This is a genomic window from Ilyomonas limi, assembly GCF_005233845.1.
GTDB classification, from domain to species: domain Bacteria; phylum Bacteroidota; class Bacteroidia; order Chitinophagales; family Chitinophagaceae; genus Ilyomonas; species Ilyomonas limi.
Genome location: NZ_SZQL01000002.1, coordinates 371,625 through 391,704, shown reverse-complemented (window position 1 = coordinate 391,704; position 20,080 = coordinate 371,625). Strand labels below are relative to the sequence as shown.

Here is a 20,080-nt window from a genome sequence, read left to right as displayed (position 1 = left end):
TATTAAAATATTTTGTTCCCACTATGAGGCATATTCTTTTTTGTTACCTAATTGTCTTTTCGTTCAAGTGTTCATTTGCACAAGCACTTACTGTTGGTAATCTGTGTTGTGAGTATAAGCAAGATCCGGTTGGTATAGACAACATACAACCTCATTTAAGCTGGCAATTGCTTTCTTCAGAAAAGAATATTCTGCAAACAGCTTATCAGGTGATGGTATCTGATGACAGTTTGTCTTTGATACATGATACTGCTGATATATGGAACTCAAATAAAATAGTGTCAGCAGCTTCCATCCAGGTGGCTTATGCAGGAAAGCCTTTGCAGGCAACAAAAAAATACTATTGGAAAGTGAAAGTATGGGATAATAAAGATCATGTTTCACCATATAGTAATATCGCTTCCTGGCAGATGGGATTATTGACAAAAGCCGACTGGAAAAATGCACAATGGATTGCATACGATATACTGCCCGATTCAAACAAAATTATTCCGGCAGTGCATGGCAATGGAGACTTGGCCTGGGGGCAAGGCAAAGATATATTGCCTTTATTCCGTAAAGCATTTACCATTTATAATACCGTTAAACGTGCAACTGTATTCATTTCAGGACTTGGACATTTTGAACTTAGTATTAATGGTAAAAAAACAGGCGACCATTTTTTAGATCCTGGTTGGACCAAATACGACAAGCATGCTTTATACGTCTCTTTCGATGTAACTAATCAGCTTAAACAAGGCAGTAATGCAATGGGAGTGACGCTTGGCAATGGCTTTTACTACATACCAAGAGAGCGTTACAGAAAGCTCACCGGTGCTTTCGGTTATCCAAAAATGATCTGCCGGTTGTTAGTAGAATATGCAGATGGAACCTCCGAAAATATTGTAAGCGATGCTTCCTGGAAAACGGCTCCTTCACCTACTATTTTCAGCAGTATTTATGGTGGAGAAGATTATGATGCTACTATGGAGCAACATGGCTGGGATAGTCCAGATTTTAATGATGTCTCGTGGAAAAAAGTGGTGCTTACTGAAGGCCCGGCTTTGGAGGCGCAATATGAAGAACCTTTGAAAATAATGCAGGTACTACCTGTTGTAAAGAAAACAAAGTTAAAAGACGATGTTTGGGTGTATGATATAGCGCAAAATATGAGTGGCATACCAGAGTTGACCGTAAAAGGAAAAAAAGGAGATACCGTAAAAATAATTACGGCTGAATTATTAAAAGAAGATGGAACAGTTAATCAACAAGCTACAGGGAAACCTAATTTTTATCAATATATCTTAAAGGGGGATAGCATTGAAACATGGCACCCCAAGTTCACATACTACGGTTTTCGTTATATACAGGTAGAAAAGGCTGTTCCTGCTAATGAATCTAATGCTGCCGGATTGCCGGTGGTAGTTGATTTAAAAGGCTTGCATATACGCAATGCTGCTGCAGAAGCGGGTACGTTTACTTGCTCCAACGAGCTGTTCAACAAAACACACCAGCTCATAGACTGGGCTATAAGAAGCAATATGGTAAGTGTATTCACCGATTGTCCGCACAGGGAAAAACTGGGATGGCTGGAGGAAGCACACTTGATGGGAAGTTCTGTAAAATCGAGGTATAATATTGCTGCATTGGGCCGCAAAGTAGTGAGAGACATGATTATTTCTCAAACGGCTGATGGGCTTATTCCTGATATAGCGCCGGAATATGTACAGTTTGTAAGTGGTTTCCGCGATTCGCCCGAATGGGGAAGCTGCGGCGTGTTACTGCCCTGGTATTTGTATCAATGGTATGGCGATAAGCAGGTGCTCCAAGAAAGTTACAACATGATGCAGCGCTATGTGGCTTATCTCGAAAAAAAGTCCGATAATCATATTCTTTCATACGGACTTGGCGACTGGTTTGATCTTGGACCAAATAGTCCCGGCGAGTCTCAGCTTACACCCAAAGGTGTTACCGCTACTGCTATCTATTACTACGATCTCTATATTCTTTCAAAGATTGCGAAAATTTTGAATAAACCCGAAGATGCAGCAAAGTACAATAAATGGGGCGAAGCGGTAAAGCTTGCATTTAATAATAAATTTTTCAATAGTACTACTAAGCAATATGGCACCGGAAGTCAGACCGCCAATGCTATCGCGGTGTATATGAAGCTCGTAAACGATAAAGATAAAGCTGCTGTGGTAAACAACATTGTAAAAGATTTGCGCAACCGCAACAATGCATTAACGGCAGGCGATATTGGCTTTCGCTATCTGTTGAAAGTGCTGGATGAAGCCGGGCGCAGTGATGTAATCTTTGATATGAACAACCGCAGCGACGTGCCTGGCTATGGCTACCAACTGGCACATGGTGCTACAGCTCTAACAGAGTCATGGCAGGCACTGGCGGTGGTTTCCAATAATCATTTTATGCTGGGGCATATTATGGAGTGGTTTTATGCAGGACTGGCAGGCATCAGCGAAGCGGAAGATGCAGTAGGCTATAATAAAATTGTAATCAGGCCACAAGTGGTTGGCGACGTTACATACGCAAAAGCAAGTTTTCAATCGCCATACGGGCTGATCAGCAGTGACTGGAAAGCAGGTGATACCTTTGAACTGAATGTTACTATTCCTGTCAATACAACTGCAGTGGTTTATTTGCCGGTAAAAAATACATCAGTTATTATGAAAGATAACAAGCTTATCAAGCCACTAACAATTGAACATGATAAAGCCCTTGTAGCAATTGGTTCCGGCAGTTATCAGTTTATGGTTAAATAGGATAGAAGGTAAATAAAACGATTAGCAAGACATCTGCAAGTGAAGAAGCTGTTTAATCTTTCTTGCCTGATGTGCTTTCATTTTACATCAGATATATCATGTATAAATTATTCTCACTTTCAAGCTCGCTTATTCGAACAATCATAATTGTTATAGCGATAGTTTTTGCTGGTAGTTTTAATGCCTCCTATGCGCAAACTATCAGTAGTTTAAAAGAAGGCTTTCAAAATCCTCCTGCTTCCGCAAAGCCCGGCGTGTACTGGTACTTTATGGATGGTAATATGACAAAAACATCCATAACTGCCGATTTGGAATCCATGCAAAAAGCAGGTATAGGGAATGTAGTGTTTTTAGAAGTGAATGTTGGTGTACCCAGGGGGCTGGTTGATTTCTTAAGTAACGAATGGCAGGATTTGTTTGCCCATGCGGTAAAGGAAGCGGAGCGGTTGGATATTGAAATAACATTAGGCATTGGTCCGGGCTGGACAGGCAGCGGTGGCCCTTGGGTGAAGCCGGAACAATCTATGCAGCAATTGGTATCAAGTACAGTAACTGTACAAGGCGGCTCCAACAACAAAATTATACTGCCGGTGCCAGCGCCTAAGAAACCTTTTTTTGGAGAGGGGACATTGACACCCGAGCTAAAAAAAGAATGGAATGACTTTTATGAAGATGAAGCTGTACTGGCTTATCCTACTCCTTTACAACAACACACCCTTGCTGATGCAGATGAAAAAGCACTCTATTATCGTGCGCCATTCTCCTCACAGCCAAACGTTAAGCAATATCTTTCTTCAACTACAGATTCATCTAACTTAAACGGATCGGCTATAGATAAAAATAAAATAATTGATCTTACCGGTAAGTTACATACTGATGGAACACTGGACTGGGTTCCGCCTGCCGGTAACTGGACAATTATGCGTTTTGGAAGGCGTAATAACGGGGCCATTACCCGCCCGGCACCTATACCGGGATTAGGTTTTGAATGTGATAAGTTTGATACTGTTGCTCTGAATGCCCATTTGGATAATTACATAGGTAAGCTCTTAAAAAAAACAGGCAACCCAAAAGACAAGACTTCAGCAGGCGGGTTGAAAAGATTACACATGGATAGCTGGGAAATGGGCGCGCAAAACTGGACAAGTAAATTTAGAGAAGAATTTATAAAAAGGAGAGGCTATGACCCTTTGCCTTTTTACCCGGTGTATGCAGGCAATATTGTTGAAAACGTAGCAATAAGCGAGCGCTTTTTATGGGATTTACGGCAAACAGCACAGGAGTTAGTATTAGAAAATCATGCATTGCAGGTTAAAAAATATGCGCATCGCAATGGCATGAGTTTGTCTATCGAGCCTTACGATATGAATCCTACTGCTGATCTTGAATTGGGGAATATTGCAGATGTACCAATGGCTGAATTTTGGAGCAAAGGCTATGGTTTCAACACCGCATTTAGCTGCATTGAAGCTACGTCATTGGCACATGTTAATGGCAAATCGCTGGTGCCCGCAGAGGCATTTACCGCTCAGAATAATGAAGGCTGGAAGCAATATCCCGGCGCTATGAAAAACCAGGGCGACTGGGCTTTTGCCACAGGTATTAACCGCTTTGTTTTTCACACATTTCAAAATCAATTTTTACCCGATTCACTACGCCCGGGCGCTACTATGGGACCCTATGGTGTACAATGGAATCGTAATCAGACCTGGTGGCCGATGGTAAGCAGTTATCATCAATATTTATCAAGGTGCCAGTACCTGCTGCAACAAGGCGGATCGGTTGCTGATATACTTTATTTAATACCTGAGCAGGCTCCTTATGTATTTCTTCCACCTACATCAGCAATGAAGGGCAATGACACACTGCCGGACAGAAAAGGATACAATTTTGATGGATGTAGTCCCAGCCAATTATACCAGGCAAGTGTGCAGGATGGAATGATTGTATTTTCGGGTGGAGGGAGCTATCGCTTGCTGGTATTACCCGCGGTAAAGACCATGACTCCGGCTTTGCTCCAAAAAATTATGTCACTGGTAAAAGACGGAGCAACTGTTGTAGGAGCACCACCGGTACAATCACCCAGCCTGTCTGGCTATCCGGCTTGTGATGAAAAACTGAGTACTTTAGCTACATTATTGTGGGGCGATGTAAAGTATCCGCAACAGCAAACTACCCGGATTTATGGCAAGGGAAAAGTGATTTGGGGTGGTGAGTTGAACAGGCAAATAAATAATTTGTATCCTGAATATGATCTTACTGCCGCTATACTTCAATCTATGAATGTGGAGCAGGATTTTCGTTCAGACGGACCCGTAAGATATACACACCGGATGTCTGCCGGCTGGGATGTTTATTTTGTTGCGAATACTGCTGATAAAGTAATCAATGTGAACACCTTTTATCGTACTGTAAAAGGCAATCCGCAGCTTTGGGATCCGCTTACCGGAGAGGTAAGCAACCTTACTCATGCTACTGTTGAGCAAGGTGTTACAAAAGTGCCTTTACAATTAGCTGCTTATCAAAGCTATTTTATCGTTTTTACAAAAGAACATTTGCCTGTAGCCACTAAGAGTTTTACCTCAGGCAACAAAGTTGTGACTACCTTAAGCGGTCTCTGGCAGGTGTCTTTTGATCCTAAATGGGGCGGTCCTAAACAGATACAGTTTGATAAGCTTACAGACTGGACATTAAGACCGGAAGACGGTATCAAATATTATTCGGGTATAGCTGTTTATCACAAAACATTCGATTTGCCTTTATTGGTTGATAATAAAGAAGGGAGATTATTATTGAATTTAGGTGAAGTAAAAAATATTGCCCGTGTAAAACTCAATGGTAAAGATTTGGGCGTAGTGTGGACTGCCCCCTGGCAGGTGGATATTACAAATGCTGCATTAGCAAAAGGCAATCAACTGGAAATAGAAGTGGCCAACTTGTGGCCAAACAGGCTCATAGGAGATGAACGCTTGCCAGATGACGGAATTAAAAATGACCAATGGCCGGAATGGTTAACATTGGGGATGCCCAGACGGAGCAAGCGATTTACTTTTACCACTTTTCGTCATTATACTGCCACTTCTCCGCTGTTGCCTTCGGGGCTTAAAGGCCCGGTTACGGTGCTATCTTATACATACAGAACTGTGAAATAGCTAATTAACAGGAAAGAACAAGGAGGAACTGCAAGACGGCCAGCAGTTTTTGTAAATCATGCAAAGCAATATTTCACAGATGTGAAAAGCGCGTTTAATTCATAGCGCTACAATGCAGTACACAACAAGCCGTTGCAAGCTCTTTTATAATTAACATAGACATAGCTAACTTAGGGGACTTATAATTCAGTTCAGCCATCAATTCTTCTACATGAAGCGATTTGCCATTATACCATTTCAACGTAGATCCTTCAGCTAATGAGTAAAGATAAATGAGTTGCATAATCTTACTATTCTGCATAACTTAATCTGAAATGGTATAAGGTGTTGCTTGATTAACTATTCTGTTTTTGGCACTTAGTCTGACAGGTTTTATTGAATGCCTCATCTTGATGGCGGTTTGGTATCAAGGATTTTTGAGAGAAGATAAAATCCAGATATTACTTTTCAAGAATTTTAAGAACAACAGGCTGAATCGGGTAAGATATATATTTTTTTTAGTTGCTATATAGATATTACGTGCCTTGAGACCAAACGGCTAAAGCGATCTGGCATATCGGTTGGTTTGATGCTAAAAAAATAAACTGTTACTAAAAGAAAGGAAACTGATGCTTCCACATGCATTTCTTCATTGCCTACATTTCTTAACATTACAGCACACTACAAAGATCATTCATAATATGTAAATAAGAATGGCAAAAGACAGTTGCCTATCTTTAGGAACTACAAAGCATAAGAGTAGTATACATCTGTTGAAATATCACATAAATACATCTCCGAAATTATGGCTACCGTATAAAGCTAACGTGCTTTTTGTTGTGCAGCTTTACTTCCATCCCCCTATCTTGTTATCGGGTTACTACAACAATTGGTAGCGCTTAGGGTATTTCCTTTTTGTAAGGCTGTTGAATCTCCCATAATTGTAGCATAATCACTTGTCCTCTCTGCTTTATAGGATACTTAATGACCAACGGATAAATACAAATAGCATATTGAACATTACTGCTCAAACAGCCGTGCAAAATGATTTTCCAGGTGATTTCGCATAGCGTTTCTAAACATTTCCGGAGACCCATGTTCAATTACATCAATCAAGCCGTTATGAGACACAAACTTCTTTATACTTGCCGGCTTTTTAAGCAAGCCACTGTGATGTACATAGTCGAAAATAGGCAGCAACATTCTCTGGAATTTCTTTAGCGCTTCATTGCCTGTTATTTCGTATAGCTTTCCGTGGAAAGCAATTTCATGATCTATATTGAATAAATGATGTTGTGTGGCTGGTGGCTCATGACTAACGATCTGTTTCAGCTCTTCAATGTCTTTTTTTGTTATTCTTTGAAAAATTAAATCAGCCATTCCAACTTCCAGTACCAATCGTAGCTCAAACATTTGCTTCAGTGTCTCCTCATCCAGGATGTAAGGATTCATGCTTTTACCGATAATGCCAAACAAATCTGGACTGGTAATGACGGCACCTTTTTTCTTCTTCGATTCAATCAGCCCCATAATTTTTAACCGGGTTAAAGCTTCGCGAATGACTGTTCTGCTTACGCCAATCGTTTCTGCCAGTTCCATTTCTTTTGGTATGGAATCACCCACTTTCAGTTTTTGATTTTTAAGCAGTTCTACAATAGTTGCTTCCACTTTATCCACCAGCGAACTGGTATCTACCAACCTAAGTTCATCCTTTAATAGGCTATTATTCATAATATGTAGTACTTAATTCTGCAATCTATCGAAAAATATTTTCAGAATTTTTTTGGTGAATTGAAATTATCCTTCTACTTTTATTATGTCATACATAATAATTTAAAGCAAAAATACCTATTCTATGCGATTTGCTGTTGTTAAATTGAGTTGCTGGCTGCTTTGTTTACTGATAACGGTTTCAGGGTATGCCCAATCTTCCTTTATAGTTAAAGGAACGGTTCTGTCTAATGAGGACCAAAAGCCGCTTGCCGGTGTAAGCGTAGCGGTCAAAGGAAAATCTATTGGTACCCAAACAGATGCAAAGGGTAATTTTTCTCTTACTGCTTCGCAAAACGATGTACTGATTTTTTCTTTTACCGGTTTTGAACCGCAGGAAGTAAAAGTAAGCTCCGGTACGCCTGTTGAAATTACCTTACAAGCCACAACTGCAAAGCTGGATGATGTGGTAGTAGTTGGTTACGGAACGCAAAGCAGGCGAAACGTAACCAGTTCCATTGCCAAACTCGACAAGCAGGTGCTGGAAACCGCTCCCCGCGCTAATGTAGGCAGTGCTTTGCAAGGATCGGTACCGGGCTTGCAGGTAGTAAATACCAGTGGTGCTCCAGGTGCTTCCCCGCTGATTGTTTTACGTGGCGGCGCTTCCATTAATAGCCCGGGCGCGCCGCTGGTAGTGGTAGATGGTGTTATCCGGCCATTTAATGATATACCACCTCAGGATATAGCTTCGATAGAATTGTTGAAAGATGCGGCGGCTACCGCTATTTATGGAGCACGGGCAAATAATGGCGTTATCCTGATTACGACTAAACAGGGAAAAACAGGCAAAGCCGAAATATCTTATAAATATACGCAGGGCTACAATGTGCGGAGAGAAGGGTACAATTATCTGAATGCGCACGATTATATTTATTACAACCGCCTTGGCAATCTCAACTCTGGCAGAACTTTAGACCAGGTGAACGGCTCCAGAGGCTACGGCTTGCTGACCGATGCTGCTAATCTGGCTTCTTTTGATATAAGACCATTTAGCCCCGATAACGCTCATTTGCTTGGACAAGGCTGGGACACCGTTGGCGATCCGTATGGCGGAACCATTATTTTTAAAGACCACAGCGGCGAAGTTGAAAATATTGTTTTCCGGAATACGCGTACGCAGGATCACTATATAGATGTAGCCGGTGGCAACGATCGGGGAAAATATTACGCCAGTTTTGATTACTACAACGAAGATGGCGTTATTGTAGGATCGAACTATAAACGTTATTCGGGCGCTTTAAATGCTTCTTACAAAGTTCGTCCGAATATTGAAGTGGGTTCCGGCATTACCTTATCCACTTCTTCGCAGATCGGTGCGGTAACATCTGATGTAAATACGTTGTACAGAAGTTTAGCTTTATGGCCTACTTTCAACCCGTGGTTAGATAGTGCAAAGACAAAACCTAATCCGGGCAACGGCAGCAGCGATGGCAATCCTTTTTACTGGTTAGATAAACTGCACCGGAGCAACGAAGTAAACCGCATCGGTGCCAATGCATCGGTAAAATGGGATATCTTACCGGGCTTATACGTTAAAGGTTCCGGCAACTTTTACCTGGATGAAGTGCTTAACCAGTCGTTCCAGGAAGCCACCCAGTTGTACAGCAATGTTTTTGCAGATCCGCAAACGTATAACAGTACCAGCCGCCCGGCTACCTCTTATTTTGCCAGGGATTTTCAGCAGCAATACAACGGTATTATCAATTATACCAGATCTTTTCAGCAAAAGCATAACCTGGATGTAATGCTGGGTGCAGAATATTTTGGTATAAAATCGTATGCTATGCAGGTAGCTGGTACCAACGCGCCCACCGATGATATTCCTACTGCCAATGCTTCTACCTTGTTTGCTGCAGGTAGTAATTACAGCACTAAATCGGCCTATAAAATCATCTCCACTTTTGGAAGGCTGAATTACAATTATATGCAGAAATACCTGCTCACACTTGTATTTAGGGAAGATGGCGTTTCCAGTTTGGCTGCTGATAACCGCATTGGATTTTTCCCCGGCATGTCTGCCGGCTGGAACCTGCATAAAGAAGCGTTTTACAGAAATCTTGGTATAAACAGGTATATCTCTTCCTTAAAGCCACGTATAAGTTATGGTGTAAATGGTAATGTTGCGGGCTTAGGTAGATACGATGTACAAGGTGTTTACAGCTCGCAGGGAACCTACAACGGCAACACCGGCTTCTTAAACACCGGAGTTATCAATAGTGACTTGCGATGGGAAAAAAGTAAGACCACCGATATAGGTGCAGATATAGGCATTTTGAAAGACAGGATCACGTTGATCTTTGACTATTACAACCGGAAGACCACCGACCTGCTTACCGATCTATCCTTACCAAGCTATATTGGTTTCAGCTCAGTAAAAACCAACTTAGGTACGCTGCAAAACAAAGGTTTTGAATTTGCCATCAATGCCAATATACTCAACTTGCCAAATGGACTTAACTGGAGTGTAAGTGCTAATGCTTCTTATGTAAAAAACAAGATATTGCAGTTGCCTAACAATGGCAATGAAAACAACCGGCAGGGCGGCATACAGGTGTATGACGCTAACTCGGGTAAAGTTATCTGGGTAGGCGGTTTACAGGAAGGGCAGCCGCTGGGAGCTATTTACGGATTTAAAGAATTAGGCATCTTTAATAGTGATAAAGAAATAGCAGAAATTGCCGGTAACCGGTACGATGCCGTTGCCGATATTTCCGGACCTAACCTGAGCGGCGGTGCAGGCAAGATAACGCCGGGTGATGTAAACTGGCTGGATGTTGACAAAAACGATACGATAGATTCCAGAGACCAGGTGTACCTGGGCAATATGTATCCAAAATGGACCGGCGGCTTCTCTACCAGCCTTTCCTATAAAGGATTCTCATTTTATACACGTTTTGATTTTGCAATAGGGCATACCATTTACAACGATTTGGTAGCCCGCACACTAGGTAACTACCAGGGAACGTTTAATTATATTGATCTGCAAAAGCAATCCTGGTCGCCCACCAATACCAACACCGATATTCCGAAAGTATATTATGCCGACCAGGTGTCGGCACCACTGGGAAAAAAGAATTACACGCGCTCCAACAATGCCGGTTCGGTGCTCAACAGCAATAATTCCCGGTTTTATGAGAAAGGCGATTATGTAGCCTGCCGTGAAATCTCTTTGTCCTATACGCTTCCAAAAGGTGTATTCGGCGCCAGGACGTTTGCCAACAGTACAGCCAGACTATTTGCCAGCGCAGCTAATCTTTTTTACATCACTAAGTTTAGCGGACCAACGCCCGAACCGCCGGTAAATACCAGCGGCACTATCACCGGCGTGTATGCGGGTACTTATCCCACGCCAAAAACATTTGTATTTGGTGTAAATGTTACTTTTTAATGTTCTAAACTTTTTTCTTATGAAAATGAATAAAAATATCATAACTATATTATCGCTGCTGATAATTATAAGCTCCTGTACAAAGCAGCTCGACTTAACGCCGGTGAGCAGCATCTCGGATGCTAACTATTGGAAAACTGCCGAACAATTTGATGCTTTTGTAACTGGCATTCATACGCAATTCCGGACAAATAATGCAGCCTTTTTATACCTCGGAGAATTAAGGTCGGATATTTACGGCACCGACCCCGGCTCTTCTACCACCTTCACCGGCGAAGCAACACAGGGATTGGAACATGCCTGGCAGCAGACCTTAGATTTGGACAATGCAGTAGTAGGCAACTTTGGCGGATTTTATTACAATATCGACCAGATTAATTTACTCATTAGTAAAATCAATGCTTCTAATGTGCTTACGGCAGCCAACCGTAATTATTATTTGGGAGAAGCGCATGGCATGAGGGCTTTTTACTATTTTCAAATGCTGCGCACCTGGGGTAATGTAGTGATACAAACCGAGCCGGTTACTTCCATTGATGTGGCTTCGTTGGCCAAAGCAGCTTCGCCCGAAGCTGAAGTGATACAACTCATAAAAAGTGATATTGACAGTTCGGTTAATAATTTTGCAGCCGATTATTCTTTCCGTAATACAAAATCATTCTGGAGCAAATCTGCCACACTGATGTTGAAAGCCGAAGTGTATTTGTGGACAGCTCATCGCAATGGCGGAACGGCAGATGCTACCGTTGCAAAAAATGCGCTGATGGACATTCAAACCAATGTTCCCTCCCTCACTTTGCTGCCCGATTTTTCAGACGTTTTTGCTGTAACAAACAAAGGCAATGATGAAATCATTTTTGCTTCGCGGTATGTGTTAAACGAAGCTTCCATGCAGTTTGTAGCCAGTTCGTTTGTACCGCAAACCGGCTTAATCACCAACTATTACGATTCGGCAGAAAACAGACAATTCAATACGGCTACCGACAACTGGGGTGGCTTGCTGCGTGCGCCGGTACTTATTTCCACGTTTAGAAAATTTGATGATAATGACAGCCGTAAATGGACTACCATACAACCGGCTTATAACCTTACCAGCGGTGCTTATACCATTGCGGGTTGTTTTGTAAAAAAATATCCCGGTGAGCAAAGCGCCAGCGTAAGATATTATACCAACGATTTTGTCATTTACCGTTATGCCGATTTGCTGTTGATGCTCGCAGAAGCAAAAGTATTGCTGGGCGAAGATCCATCTTCCGAAATCAACCAGGTAAGGGCAAGAGCGTATGGTAATCATTATGATGAAGCCGTGAATGGCTATCCGCATCAGGCAATAGATACAAATCCTGATGAAGCCATTTTGCAGGAACGTTTGTATGAGTTTATTTTTGAAGGGAAGCGTTGGTATGACCTGAGAAGAATGGGCGACAACTATGTGTACGAACATACTACAGTGCTGCCATCAGAATCGTATAAATTACTCTGGCCAATAGACAGAACATCGCTGACCAACAACCGCGCTTTGGTACAAACGCCGGGCTATACTACTTTTTAAAAGAGTATCCGCTTAACCTGTCAGGTTGTTTCAACCTGACAGGTTATAACAAAATAAATTACAGACTTAGATTTTAAAGCACATACATGAAAACAGAACATTTAAGCGGATTAATTGCCGCTCCTTTTACGCCCATGCATCCCGATGGAAGCATCAACTATGATATTATCCCCGACTATTATCATCTTTTAAAAGAAAATAAAAATACCGGCGCTTTTATCTGCGGCTCTACCGGCGAAGGTGTGTCTTTAACCTTTACCGAAAAAAAAGCAGTGGTACAAGCGTGGGCAGATTGTATAAAAAAAGAGGACAATTTTAAGCTGATTACTTTGGTGGGCGGCAACTGCATTGAGGAATGTATAGAACTGGCGCAACATGCAGCACATGCCGGTGTATATGCAATAGCTTTTACATCACCATCTTATTTTAAACCTGCCAGTGTAGAAATGCTTGCCGCCATGTGCAGGAAGATAGCAGCGGCTATTCCGCAATTGCCTTTTTACTACTATCACATCCCGGTATTAACAGGCGCTCATTTTCCTATGATAGAGCTGCTGAAAGCGGCAGATGACAAGATTGAAAACTTTGCCGGCATCAAATACACGCACGAAGATTTTATGGACTTTCTCTCGTGTCTTCGTTTTAAAGAAGGCAAATACGATATGCTGTGGGGAAGAGATGAAAACTTATTGTCGGCTTTAATTTTAGGAACAAAAGGTGGCGTGGGTAGTACCTTTAATTATGCCGCGCCTTTGTATTACGAACTGATAGATGCTTATAATAGCGGAGATGTTGAAAAAGCAAGAAAGCTGCAACAGCAGTCAATAGATATGATTGCTTTATTAGGAAAATACGGCGGCATTGCTACCGGAAAAGCGTATATGAAACTGATTGGACTGGATTGTGGTGCGTTTAGAATGCCGGTTAAAAACATGAATGCAGAACAATTTGAACGCTTTCGTAAAGAGGTGGAGCAACTACACTTTAGCAACTTCTCGTCCCGCTTACCTGCAAAAGTTACTATGTAAAATAATGAATCGCATTATCTCCATACTTTTTATTCTTCCGATGTTTTATTATTCTTCAGCACAAATGAAACCGGCTGTTGCTTTACAATGGAAAATAGCCAGCGAACTCCCTGCTGCAAACGGGCAGCAGCAAGCATTAGGTATTGCCGGACCTATAGCTGGTATCAATAACAATGTATTGATTGTGGGTGGTGGTTCCAACTTTCCGGATGCCGCACCCTGGCAGGGCGGAAAGAAGCAGTATTACAGCGCGTTGTATGTTTTTAAAAAAGAAAAAGATTCGCTCCTTAATTCGGGAAAAGTGTTTCATCTTCCCTTTCCGTTGGCGTATGCTGCCAATTGCTCCACACCAAAGGGGATTGTTTGCGCAGGCGGCGAAAACGAAACCGGCATCAGCAAAAAAGTATGGCTGCTGCAATGGGATGAAGGAGCAGGTAATGTGATAGTCAATCATCTTCCCGATCTTCCGGTTGCGGTTACCAATGCGTCTGTAGCGTGCATTGGCAATAAAATCTATCTGGCAGGCGGAGAAATGAGGGACAGCGTTTCGGCTCATTTTTACTACCTTAATCTAAACAATACAGCAATGGGCTGGCAAGCTTTGCCACCTCTCCCTCAATCCGTTTCTCATGCAGTAATGATTGCACAGAATAACGATAAGCATGCTGGTTTATATGTAATTGGCGGAAGGAAAAAGACAACAAGCGGTATCAGCGAATTGTATTCCTCTGTTTATGCATTTGATTGTATTACGAACCAATGGAGTCAAAAACAATCATTGCCTTATGCGCTATCTGCCGGTACCGGCATTTGGTGGAAAAACAATATTCTTTTGTTTGGCGGCGATAAAGGCGAAACATTCCATAAAACAGAACAGTTAATCGCTGCTATCAGCAATGAAAAAGACAGTGTAAAAAAGGAGGAACTTATTCAGCAAAAAGCAGCATTGCAATCAACGCATCCGGGTTTTAGCAACGAAGTGCTGGAGTATAATGTTGCAGCTAATAAGTGGACAAAGAGGGGTGCCATTCCGTTTACGGTTCCGGTAACAACAACAGCAATCTTGTGGGGTAATGAGGTGTTGGTACCCGGCGGCGAAATAAAAGCCGGTGTGCGCACGCCACAAATCTTATTGTGTCATCTCTCTTCAAAAGAATAAATGAAGGCATCAAAAATATATCCGTGGGTAGTGGTTGGATTGTTGTGGGTAGTGGCGCTGCTCAACTATATGGACAGGCAAATGCTCTCGACCATGAAGCCTTCCATGCAGGCAGATATTGCCGAGTTGCAAACAGCAGCCAACTTTGGTTCGCTCATGGCTATCTTTTTATGGATTTATGGTTTTATGAGCCCGGTGGCTGGCATTGTTGCCGATAAATTCAACCGCAAATGGCTTATTGTTGTAAGCTTGTTTGTATGGTCGGGCGTTACGTTTGCCATGGGCTATGCTACCACCTTTCGCCAGTTGTATTGGCTGCGTGCTATTATGGGTGTTAGCGAGGCGTTGTACATTCCTGCAGGTTTATCGTTAATAGCCGATTTTCATTCCTCCAAATCCCGCTCACTGGCTATTGGTATTCACATGACCGGGCTGTATATGGGACAGGCACTCGGCGGGTTTGGCGCTACCATTGCCGCTGCTTATTCGTGGCATACCACCTTTCATTCATTTGGCATTATTGGTATTGCTTATTCCGTTATCCTGATGCTTTTTTTGCGGGAGAAAAAGGATGCACATGAAAATGTTTCATCAGGAGATGTGTTGGTAGAAAAACAAACCTCTCTCTGGAAAGGATTGGTACTTTTATTTACCAATCTTTTCTTCTGGGTTATCCTCTTTTACTTTGCTGTTTCCAGCCTGCCGGGATGGGGTGTTAAAAACTGGCTTCCTACTTTGTTTGCCAATAAGCTAAACATTGATATGTCGGCAGCCGGTCCGCTCTCTACTATCACCATTGCGGCTTCCTCTTTTTTAGGGGTTATTTTTGGCGGTATTCTATCGGATAAATGGGTGCAAAAAAATGTTCGTGGCAGAATTTATACCAGTGCCATTGGTTTGGGTTTAACCATTCCTTCTTTGCTGTTAATCGGATTTGGTCATTCGCTGTTTCATATTGTTAGCGCTGCTTTTTGTTTTGGCTTGGGGTACGGTATGTTCGATGCTAACAATATGCCCATTCTGTGTCAGTTTGTCTCTACAAAAAATCGTGCAAAAGCATATGGACTAATGAATATGGTAGGCGTTTTTGCCGGTGCTTTTGTTACCGATTTTTTGGGCAAATCAACGGATGAAGGTAATCTCGGGAAGAGTTTTGCATGGATGTCTGGAGTCGTATTGCTGGCGCTGATTATCCAACTGTACTTTCTGAAGCCCAAAGCAAAAGATTTCGATGAAAAGAAGTAGTGAATAATGTTGAAACTGTTTAGTTGGCAATGTATTAAATATGGCTCAATTATATTGTTTTGAGTTATAAGCAGCTATTGAATAAAGCTATTTGCAGTCGTCATTGCGGGCGTAGCGAAGCAATCTGTGGACAGTAGTACAATCAAAATACGCTGTCTGAAAGATTTGATTGACGGACATTCAACTTAAGCTATCAATATTGATTTACGACATAGCACAAATTGCTTCGCTGTGCTCGCAATAACATTGATTCATCTTTGCAAATACCTGTGGCATTTAGCAGCAGAAAGTTAGTTGTTTATACTACTATTATGTAGTTGAAAATGTATTGAATGATAACATCATTCCTGTTTAAAAAATATTTATAAAACGGCTTCCATACATGAATGTTTCAGCTTTTAAATTCTGGTTTCTTATTTTATTAGCACTTTTGGTGCAAATAACTGTTGTTGCACAGCCATCTGTAAAAGTTGCCTGCATCGGCAATTCGGTTACTTTTGGTTTAACCCATAAAAATCCACAACTCACTTCTTATCCATCACAACTGCAACATTTATTAGGCAATCATTATCAGGTAAAAAACTTCGGCGTTAGCGGAACAACACTGTTAAAGAACGGGCATCGTCCGTATTTTAAAACAGATGCATTTACCCAAATGCTGGCTTTTGCGCCAGATATAGCGGTCATTCATTTAGGATTGAATGATACTGACCCACGCGACTTTCCAAATTATGGTGACGAATTTATGGCGGATTATACCTGGTTGATTGATACGGTACGAAAAGTAAACCCGGCTGTAAAAATTTTTATTTGCCGGCTCACGCCCATCTTCCACGATCATCCAAGATTCAGGTCGGGTACCCGCGATTGGTTTTGGAAAATCCAGGAAGCAATACCCAATATCGCCAAAGCCAATAACACTGGTTTAATTGATTTTCATACGCCTTTATATTCCCGTCCCGAACTGTTTCCCGATGCGCTTCATCCGAATGAAGAAGGCGCTGCTATACTTGCCAAAACAGTTTATCAGCAACTGACAGGTGATTATGGCGGCCTGCAATTGCCGCTGGTGTTTGCATCGCACATGGTATTGCAAAGAGGAAAAACTATACCATTTTACGGTACTGCCAATAGTTATCAAAAAATCACGGTTGTCTTTAACAACAAACAGCAAACGACTATAACAGATGAAAATGGAAAATGGAAAGTTTTCTTTCCGCCGATGCAGGCGGGCGGACCTTTTCAGATAAAGATTACAGCACCTGATACAACCATTACACTTAATGATGTACTAATTGGTGAAGTGTGGTTATGTTCAGGGCAAAGCAATATGGCATTCCCTTTACAAGCAGCCATCAACGAAAAGGATGAAATGCTGCAAGCCCAAAAAGATACAACCCTTCGTTTGCTGAATAGGCAGCCAACTGTCGAAACAGATGATACAGCCTGGGACACCATAACATTGGATAAAGTAAATAAACTTCAGTATTTTTCCGGTACCTGGAAGCGCTGCGATTCTACGGCGGCAAAACCTTTTTCTGCAGTGGCTTATTACTTCGCAAAAGGCTTGCAACAGCAACTGCACGTGCCTGTTGGACTGATTGAGGTAGCTGTTGGCGGCTCTACAACGGAATCGTGGATAGACCGCTATACGATGGAGCATGACCCGGTGTTGGTAAATGAATTATACAACTGGCGAACCTCTGATTTTTACATGCCGTGGGTGAGAGAAAGAGCAGACACAAACCTGCAAAACAGCACTAACCCAAAGCAACGGCATCCTTACGAGCCTTGCTATAATTATGAAGCGGGCATTACGGCTTTTACTTCTTTTCCCATTCGTGGCGTTATCTGGTACCAGGGCGAAAGCAATGCACACAATATTGAACTGCACGAAACGGTATTTCCCAGGTTGGTGGAAAGCTGGCGAAAGCAATGGGGATACCAATTTCCGTTTTATTATGTGCAGCTTTCGTCGCTTAATCGTCCATCGTGGATGGCTTTCAGAAACAGCCAGTTGCAACTGCTCAAAGTCATTCCCAATTCCGGTATGGCAGTCAGCAGCGATATGGGCGATTCCACCAATGTGCATCCAAAGCATAAAAAAGAAGTGGGCGAACGGTTGGCAAGGCTGGCGCTGCATTTTACATACAATCAACAAAATATAATACCCTACGGACCAATGCCGCTACAGGCGCAACGGCTGCATAGCGGGCTTGTTATTTCTTTTCAATACGCCGGAAAAGGGTTAAAAACTGAAGATGGGAAATCTTTACGCGGATTCCGTTTGCTCAATGCAAAGGGAATAAAAACAGCAACGGTTGCGGTCATTCAAAAAGATAAGGTATTCATTCCTTTGGAGAAAGATGAAAAGCCGGAAGCAGTATTATATGGATGGAAGCCTTTTACTGATGCTAACCTGGTGAACGAAGAAGGTTTACCTGCATCCACTTTTAAAATAAATGTTCAATAAAATAGTTGGTAAGTATGTGTACACAATTATGTATGTTGGTTGGAGGATTGGCTAACTTAAGGTTTCAAGTGTTATTCAGTTAAGCTCCTTTAGGAGTGTAATATTGGTAGCAAAAGGCAATGAATGTATTTAAATAAGCTCCGTAGGAGCGATATATTAATTGCAGATAAACATATATCGCTCCTACGGAGCTTATTTAACATTCCTCCCTATTTTACTACCAATATATCGCCCTTACAGGGCTACAATTCATTCTAACTAAATGATATTGGGCTGAAGCCTTGGATTATTATAAACGGATACAGTTCGGCTACTTAACAATCATGTGGTATTGCTGTTGTATTTCTTTAAAACACAAAAATATTATCGCGGTAATTAAATAAAAAGAGATGAGTTATTCAAAGCAAGACCTTGTTGCATTACAACAGTTTTATGCAAATCAATTATTAAACAATACCGTTCCGTTCTGGTTTCCGCGTTCGTTTGATAAGGAGCATGGTGGTTATTTGCTGATGCGGGATGCCGATGGCAGTTTAATTGACGATGACAAAGCCGTTTGGATACAAGGGCGGGCTACCTGGTTGTTAAGTACTTTATACAACACAGTGGAGCAAAAAGCCGAATGGCTGGAAGGTGCAAAACTTGGCTATAATTTTTTAAATCAATATTGTTTTGATACGGATGGACAAATGTTTTTTCATGTAACCCGGGATGGAAAGCCTATCAGAAAGAGAAGGTATTTTTTCTCCGAAACATTTTATGTGATTGCTGCAGCAGCTTATGCAAAAGCAAGTGGCGATGCATCAGCGGCTGCGGCTGCAAGAATGGTATTTGGTGAATGTATTGCCTATGCCAGCGGAGAGAAAAAGTTAGCACCTAAATTCACAAACACAAGACCATCCAAAGGAATTGGCGTGCCCATGATTATGATGAATACTGCCCAGCAACTGCGGGAAACGATTGGCGATGAGCGTTGTGATGAATGGATAAGTAAATGGATTGATGAAATAGAAACGTTTTTTGTAAAAGATGATATCCGGTGTGTGATGGAGCAGGTGGCGCCGGATGGAAGTATTATTGATCATATTGATGGCCGCACATTAAATCCCGGTCATGCCATTGAGGGAGCATGGTTTATTCTGCATGAGGCAAGGCACCGCAACAACGATCCGCATTTAATAGCACTTGGTTGTAAGATGCTGGATTATATGTGGGAGCGTGGCTGGGATACAAAATATGGTGGCATATTGTACTACCGCGATGTATATAACAAGCCGGTGCAGGAATACTGGCACGATATGAAATTTTGGTGGCCGCACAACGAAGCCATTATTGCTACTTTATTGGCTTACCTGATGACAGGAAATGAAAAGTATGCCCACTGGCACCAGCAGGTGCATGAATATGCATATAAGCATTTTCCTGATGCGACAAACGGCGAGTGGTACGGCTACCTGCATCGTGATGGTACTATAGCACAAACCGCCAAAGGAAACTTATTTAAAGGTCCTTTTCATTTGCCCAGACAGGAATGGTATTGTAATCAGATTTTAAAAGACTATATAAAATAAC

At 42.0% G+C, this 20,080-nt stretch carries 10 protein-coding genes; 9 read left to right on the top strand and 1 reads right to left on the bottom strand.

Annotated features, from left to right (window positions below):
* Positions 1 to 23: 23 nt before the first annotated feature.
* Together FC093_RS05020 and FC093_RS05015 are read left to right on the top strand one after the other, a co-directional pair.
* The gene (locus FC093_RS05020) at positions 24 to 2,762 is read left to right on the top strand and encodes a family 78 glycoside hydrolase catalytic domain (RefSeq protein ID WP_137260639.1); all 2,739 of its coding nucleotides are present in this window, start codon (positions 24 to 26) and stop codon (positions 2,760 to 2,762) included.
* Between the two features lie 98 nt (positions 2,763 to 2,860).
* Positions 2,861 to 5,914, top strand: coding sequence for a glycosyl hydrolase (locus FC093_RS05015; protein WP_137260638.1), 3,054 nt, complete (start codon positions 2,861 to 2,863; stop codon positions 5,912 to 5,914).
* A 999-nt stretch (positions 5,915 to 6,913) separates the two neighbouring features.
* Here the strand turns inward: FC093_RS05015 and FC093_RS05010 are convergent.
* Positions 6,914 to 7,624 carry a FadR/GntR family transcriptional regulator gene (locus tag FC093_RS05010; RefSeq protein ID WP_137260637.1) on the bottom strand — a complete coding sequence of 237 codons (711 nt, stop codon included), beginning with the start codon at positions 7,622 to 7,624 and terminating at the stop codon, positions 6,914 to 6,916.
* Positions 7,625 to 7,748: 124 nt separating this feature from the next.
* Here FC093_RS05010 and FC093_RS05005 point away from each other — a divergent pair, with 124 nt between their 5' ends.
* The 7 genes from FC093_RS05005 (at position 7,749) to FC093_RS04975 (ending at position 20,079) form a co-directional block, all read left to right on the top strand.
* Positions 7,749 to 11,051: a SusC/RagA family TonB-linked outer membrane protein gene (locus tag FC093_RS05005; RefSeq protein ID WP_137260636.1), complete on the top strand. Its 3,303-nt coding sequence runs from the start codon at positions 7,749 to 7,751 to the stop codon at positions 11,049 to 11,051.
* A 19-nt stretch (positions 11,052 to 11,070) separates the two neighbouring features.
* Positions 11,071 to 12,603 carry a SusD family outer membrane lipoprotein NanU gene (nanU, locus tag FC093_RS05000; RefSeq protein ID WP_137260635.1) on the top strand — a complete coding sequence of 511 codons (1,533 nt, stop codon included), beginning with the start codon at positions 11,071 to 11,073 and terminating at the stop codon, positions 12,601 to 12,603.
* A gap of 86 nt (positions 12,604 to 12,689) precedes the next feature.
* The gene (locus tag FC093_RS04995) at positions 12,690 to 13,631 is read left to right on the top strand and encodes a dihydrodipicolinate synthase family protein (protein ID WP_137260634.1); all 942 of its coding nucleotides are present in this window, start codon (positions 12,690 to 12,692) and stop codon (positions 13,629 to 13,631) included.
* A gap of 4 nt (positions 13,632 to 13,635) precedes the next feature.
* On the top strand, positions 13,636 to 14,790 hold the full coding sequence (locus tag FC093_RS04990) for a galactose oxidase (RefSeq protein ID WP_170970996.1): 1,155 nt from the start codon (positions 13,636 to 13,638) through the stop codon (positions 14,788 to 14,790).
* Complete coding sequence (locus FC093_RS04985) at positions 14,791 to 16,035, top strand: MFS transporter (RefSeq protein WP_137260632.1); 1,245 nt, start codon at positions 14,791 to 14,793, stop codon at positions 16,033 to 16,035.
* A gap of 382 nt (positions 16,036 to 16,417) precedes the next feature.
* Entirely contained in the window at positions 16,418 to 18,508 is a 2,091-nt protein-coding gene (locus FC093_RS04980) for a GDSL-type esterase/lipase family protein (RefSeq protein ID WP_137260631.1), read from the top strand.
* A 389-nt stretch (positions 18,509 to 18,897) separates the two neighbouring features.
* Positions 18,898 to 20,079, top strand: a complete 1,182-nt coding sequence (locus FC093_RS04975) for an AGE family epimerase/isomerase (protein ID WP_137260630.1) — start codon at positions 18,898 to 18,900, stop codon at positions 20,077 to 20,079.
* Position 20,080: the final 1 nt, after the last annotated feature.

Coding starts and splice junctions, on each gene's coding strand:
- FC093_RS05015 (WP_137260638.1), top strand. CDS start 2,861: ATGTATAAATTATTCTCACTTTCAAGCTCGCTTATTCGAACAATCATA.
- FC093_RS04980 (WP_137260631.1), top strand. CDS start 16,418: ATGAATGTTTCAGCTTTTAAATTCTGGTTTCTTATTTTATTAGCACTT.
- FC093_RS04985 (WP_137260632.1), top strand. CDS start 14,791: ATGAAGGCATCAAAAATATATCCGTGGGTAGTGGTTGGATTGTTGTGG.
- FC093_RS05020 (WP_137260639.1), top strand. CDS start 24: ATGAGGCATATTCTTTTTTGTTACCTAATTGTCTTTTCGTTCAAGTGT.
- FC093_RS04990 (WP_170970996.1), top strand. CDS start 13,636: ATGAATCGCATTATCTCCATACTTTTTATTCTTCCGATGTTTTATTAT.
- FC093_RS05010 (WP_137260637.1), bottom strand. CDS start 7,624: ATGAATAATAGCCTATTAAAGGATGAACTTAGGTTGGTAGATACCAGT.
- FC093_RS04995 (WP_137260634.1), top strand. CDS start 12,690: ATGAAAACAGAACATTTAAGCGGATTAATTGCCGCTCCTTTTACGCCC.
- nanU (WP_137260635.1), top strand. CDS start 11,071: ATGAAAATGAATAAAAATATCATAACTATATTATCGCTGCTGATAATT.
- FC093_RS05005 (WP_137260636.1), top strand. CDS start 7,749: ATGCGATTTGCTGTTGTTAAATTGAGTTGCTGGCTGCTTTGTTTACTG.
- FC093_RS04975 (WP_137260630.1), top strand. CDS start 18,898: ATGAGTTATTCAAAGCAAGACCTTGTTGCATTACAACAGTTTTATGCA.